Consider the following 5,207-nt stretch of genomic DNA (forward strand, 5'->3'; position numbering starts at 1 on the left):
GGTTCAGGGCGGTCGCCGCGTCGGCGGCGGCCTCGATGGCGGCGGTCAACGTGCCCCGGTCGGCCGTGTCGGCCGCCACGGTGACGGTACGGACCTCGGCGCCGCGGTCGCCGAGGGTGCGCAGGACGACGGAGGCCGTGTCCCGGGCCGGGCCGGACAGCGCCTCGGGCACGACGACCAGCCAGGTCCCGGACAGCCGGGCGGCGGTGGTGTCGGCGAGGGGCTTCCAGATGACGCGGTAGCGCCAGCCGTCGACCGTGGCCCGCTCCCGGCTCTGGCGCCGCCACGAGGACAGCGCGGGCAGCAGGGCGGTCAGGGGCTGGTCGTCGTCGACGTGCAGCTCAGCGGTGAGCGCGGCGAGGTCCTCGCGTTCGACGGCGTCCCAGAACCGGGCGTCGACGGTGCTCTCCGTCTGCAGCCCCTCCGGCTCGGCGGGGGCCGCCTCCGGCCAGTACCGCTGCGACTGGAAGGCATAGGTGGGCAGTTCCGCCCGCTGGGCGCCCATGCCCGCGAACACCGCGTGCCAGTCGACCGCCACACCGCGGACCCAGGCCTCGGCGAGCGAGAGCCAGAAGCGTTCCAGGCCGCCTTCGTTGCGGCGCAGGGAGCCGAGGACGGCGGCCTCACGGCCCGTATCCTCCACCGTCTCCTGCATGCCGACGGTCAGCACCGGGTGCGGGCTGGACTCGACGAACACGCCGAAGCCCTGCTCCAGGAGGGCGCGGGTGGCCTGCTCGAACTCGACGGTCCGGCGCAGGTTCCGGAACCAGTAACCGGCGTCCAGCTCCGTGCCCTTCACCCACTCCCCCGTGACGGTGGACAGGAAGGGAACCTCGGCGGCCCGGGGCTCGATCGGCGCCAGCAGCTCCGCGAGCTCCTCGCGCAGCAGCTCCACCTGCGCGGAGTGCGAGGCGTAGTCCACCGCGATCCGCTTGGCCCGGACACCATCGGATTCACACGCGGCCAGGAACTCGTCCAGGGCCTGGACCTCACCCGACACCACCACCGAAGACGGTCCGTTGGCAGCGGCAACGGAGATCCGCTCCTCACCCCACGGAGCGATCCGCTCCCGGACCTCGCCGGCCGGCAGCGGCACGGACACCATGCCACCCAGACCCGCCAGCACGCGGCCGATGGCCTGGCTCCGCAGAGCCACCACCCGCGCCGCATCCTCCAAGGACAGGATCCCCGCGACGCAGGCGGCGGCGATCTCACCCTGGGAGTGGCCGATCACGGCGCCGGGCCGCACACCCGCCGCCCGCCAGACCTCCGCCAGGGACACCATCACCGCGAACAGAGCCGGCTGCACCACGTCGACGCGGTCGAGCGAGGGCGCGCCGTCGGCGCCCCGGAGCACATCCACCAACGACCAGTCGGTGAAGGGCTCCAGCGCCTTCGCACACTCATCCACCCGGGCTGCAAACACAGGTGAAGCGTCCATCAGCGTCTCGGCCATGCCCACCCATTGCGACCCCTGTCCGGGGAACACGAACGCGGTCTTGCCCCCGATGACCGACCCCTGCACGAGGAGGGGGGCGGTGCCTCCGGCGGCCAGGGTGGCCAGGCCGGCGAGGTGTTCCTCCCGGTCCCGGCCGATCGCTACGGCGCGCCGGTCGTGTGCCGTGCGGGTGGTGGCCAGGGAGTGGCCGATGTCGGTACGTCGCAGGTCAGGGCTGGTGGTGAGGTGGTTCAGCAGGCGTTCGGCCTGGCCGTGCAGCGCCTTCTCGGTCTTGGCGGTCAGCGGCCAGGGCAGCGGAATCCGCGGATCGGAATCGGTGCCGTCGGCCGGTGTCGCGGTCAGTAGGGGGTGGGGGGCCCGGGGTACAGGGGTCCCCTGCCCGTGCGACCCCTGTCCGTCGGACGCCTGCGTGGTGGGGGCCTGTTCGATGATGGCATGGGCGTTGGTGCCGCTGAACCCGAACGAGGACACGCCCGCGCGCCGGGGGCGGCCGCCGGTGTCGGGCCAGGCCTGCTGCTCGGTGAGGAGGGCCACCTCCCCGGCGGTCCAGTCCACGTGCGGGGTGGGCTCCGTGATGTGGAGGCTCTGCGGCAGCACTCCGTGCTGCATGGCGAGGACCATCTTCATCACGCCGGCGACGCCGGCGGCGGCTTGGGCGTGGCCGATGTTCGACTTGATCGAGCCGAGGAGCAGCGGCCGGTCAGCGGGCCGGTCCTGGCCGTACGTCGCCAGTAGGGCCTGGGCCTCGATCGGGTCGCCGAGGGTGGTGCCGGTGCCGTGGGCCTCGACGACGTCCACCTCGGCGGCGGTCAGGCGGGCGTTGGCGAGGGCCTGGCGGATGACCCGCTGCTGGGAGGGCCCGTTGGGCGCGGTCAGGCCGTTGCTCGCGCCGTCCTGGTTGATGGCCGTACCGCGGATCACGGCGAGGACCGGGTGCCCGTTGCGGTGGGCGTCCGAGAGGCGCTCCACGAGGAGGATCCCGACGCCCTCGGCCGGGCTGAAGCCGTCGGCGTCGGCGGAGAACGCCTTGCAGCGGCCGTCGGTGGACAGGCCGCGCTGGCGGCTGAACTCGATGAAGGTGCCGGGCGTGGACATGACCGTGACCCCGCCGGCGAGGGCCAGGGAGCACTCGCCCGCCCGCAGCGCCTGCACGGCGAGGTGGAGGGCGACGAGCGAGGCCGAGCAGGCGGTGTCGACGGTGACCGCCGGGCCTTCCAGGCCGAAGGTGTAGGACACGCGGCCGGAGACGACGCTGCCCGCGCTACCGGTGGCCAGGTGTCCTTCGAGGCCGTCGGCGGCGCCGCGTACGAGGTGGGAGTAGTCGGAGCCGTTGGTGCCGACGAAGACGCCGGACTGGCTGCCGCGGAGGGCCTCCGGGTCGATGCCGGCCCGCTCGAACGCTTCCCAGGAGGTTTCCAGGAGCAGCCGCTGCTGCGGGTCCATGGCCAGGGCCTCGCGAGGGGAGATCCCGAAGAAGGCCGGGTCGAAGGCGGCGGCATCGGTGAGGAAGCCGCCCTCGCGGGTGTAGGAGGTGCCCTGGGCGTCGGGGTCGGGGTTGTAGAGCGCCTCGACGTCCCAGCCGCGGTCGGCGGGGAACCCGGAGAGGGCGTCGCCGCCGGAGGCGAGCAGCTGCCACAGCTCCTCCGGGTTGCGGACGCCGCCGGGGAAGCGGCAGCTCATCGCGACGACGGCGATCGGTTCGGCGTCGGTCGCGGTGGCGGGGGTCGCCGGGACGGGGGCGGCTGCCGCCGTGCTCCGGCCGGCGAGTTCGGCCCGCAGGTACCGGGCGAGGACGGTGGGCGTCGGGTAGTCGAAGACGAGGGTGGGCGGCAGCTTGAGGCCGGCGGCCGCGTTCAGGCGGTTGCGCAGTTCGACGGAGGTGAGCGAGTCGAAGCCCAGCTCCTTGAAGGCGCGGCCGGCCTCCACGGCGTCGGGCCCGGCGTAGCCGAGGACGTCGGCGACGGCGGTGCGCACGAGGTCCAGCAGCAGGCGCTCCTGTTCCGCCTCGGGCTGCCCGGCGAGCTGCCGGACGAGCACCACGGCGCTACCGCCGTCTTCGGACGCTTCGGTACGGGTGCTCTCCATGGCCTGGCGCGCCTCGGGCAGGTCGTGCAGCAGCGGCCGGTCGCGGCCGGAGGTGAAGGCGAGGACGAAGCGCTTCCATTCCATGTCGGCGACGGTCAGGGTGGTCTCGTCGCGGTCCAGGGCGTGCTGGAGCGCGCTGACGGCCCGGCTCGGGGCCATCTCCAGGACGCCGTGGCGCCGCATCCGGTCGCCGACGGCGCCTTCGGCCATGCCGCCGTCGCCCCACGGGCCCCAGGCGAGGGAGGTGGCGGGCAGGCCGGCGGCCCGCCGGTACTCGGCGAAGGCGTCGAGGAAGGCGTTGCCCGGCGCGTAGTTTCCCTGGCCGGGGGCGCCGAAGGTGGCGGCGAAGGAGGAGAAGAGGACGAACGCGGACAGGTCCAGGTCCCGGGTCAGCTCGTGCAGGTGCCGGGTCGCGTCGACCTTGACCCGTAGGACCCGCTCGATCTGCTCGGGCGTGAGCGCCTCGATGACCCCGTCGTCGAGGACGGCCGCCGTGTGCACGACGGCAGTGAGCGGCTGGTCGGCCGGGACGCCCGCGAGGAGGGCGGCGAGGGCCTCGCGGTCGCCGACGTCGCAGGCGGCGAGGGTGACCCGGGCGCCGAGCGCGGTGAGTTCCTCCTGCAGTGCGGCGGCGCCGGGTGCGTCGGGGCCGCGCCGGCTGGTCAGGACCAGGTGCTCGGCGCCGTTCGCGGCGAGCCAGCGGGCCACGTGCGCGCCGAGCGCGCCCGTACCGCCGGTGACCAGGGTCGTCCCGGTCGGCCGCCAGGCGCGGACCGCCGGGGTGTCGGCCAGCCGGGCGCGGACGAGGCGGCGTACGAGGATCCCGGAGGGGCGGACGGCGACCTGGTCCTCGGCGGCGTCCCCGGCGAGTACGCCGGCCAGTCGGGCCAGCACCCGGTCGTCCCCGGCGTCGGTGCCGCCGGGCAGGTCGATCAGGCCGCCCCAGCGCTCGCCGTGCTCCAGTGCGGCCACCCGGCCCAGGCCCCAGATCGGCGCCTGCGCGGGGTCGGGCTGCCGCTCGGAGCGGGCCGCGCAGACGGCGCCGCGGGTGGCGCACCACAGCGGGGCGGCCACGTCGGCGTCGCCGAGGGCCTGGATGAGGGAGAGCGTGGCGGTCACACCCGCGGCCGCGTCGGTCCCGGCTGGAGTCAGCAGGGAGAGCACGCCCGATACGGCGGCGCCGTCGGCGAGGGTCTCGCTGATCCGCCCGGCCAGCTCGGCACGTGCGTCACGGGTGTGGGGCGCTGCTATCCGCCGTACGTCGGCGCCGTGTTCGGCGAGCGTCCGCAGGACGGCGTGGGCGACGCCGTCGTCGGCGGCGGACCCGGCCGGGGCGTCGGGGACGGCGACCAGCCAGGTGCCGGAGAGGCGGCCGGCGGCGGGCTCGGGTGCCGGCTTCCAGGCGGTCCGGTAGCGCCATCCGTCGACGGTGGACCGCTCCTGGCTCTGCCGGCGCCAGGAGGACAGGGCGGGCAGCAGCGCGGTGAGCGCCTCGTCCGCGTCGATGTCGAGCTCGGCGGTGAGGGCGGCCACGTCGTTGGCTTCGACCGCCTCCCAGAAGCGGGCGTCGGCGGTGTCGGCCGCGTGCACGGCGGCCTCGGTGGCCGGGGGGGCTCCGCTCTCCAGCCAGAAGTGCTCCTGCTGGAAGGCGTAGGTGGGCAGG

1 protein-coding gene is annotated in these 5,207 nt (G+C 74.9%); it reads right to left on the bottom strand.

The annotated features are described in order from the left end of the window. Positions 1 to 5,207 (bottom strand): SDR family NAD(P)-dependent oxidoreductase (locus tag ACFV7Q_RS38275; protein WP_385435569.1); only part of this gene is annotated, 5,207 nt, incomplete at both ends.

Source organism: Streptomyces sp. NPDC059851 (assembly GCF_042732005.1).
Taxonomy (GTDB): domain Bacteria; phylum Actinomycetota; class Actinomycetes; order Streptomycetales; family Streptomycetaceae; genus Streptomyces.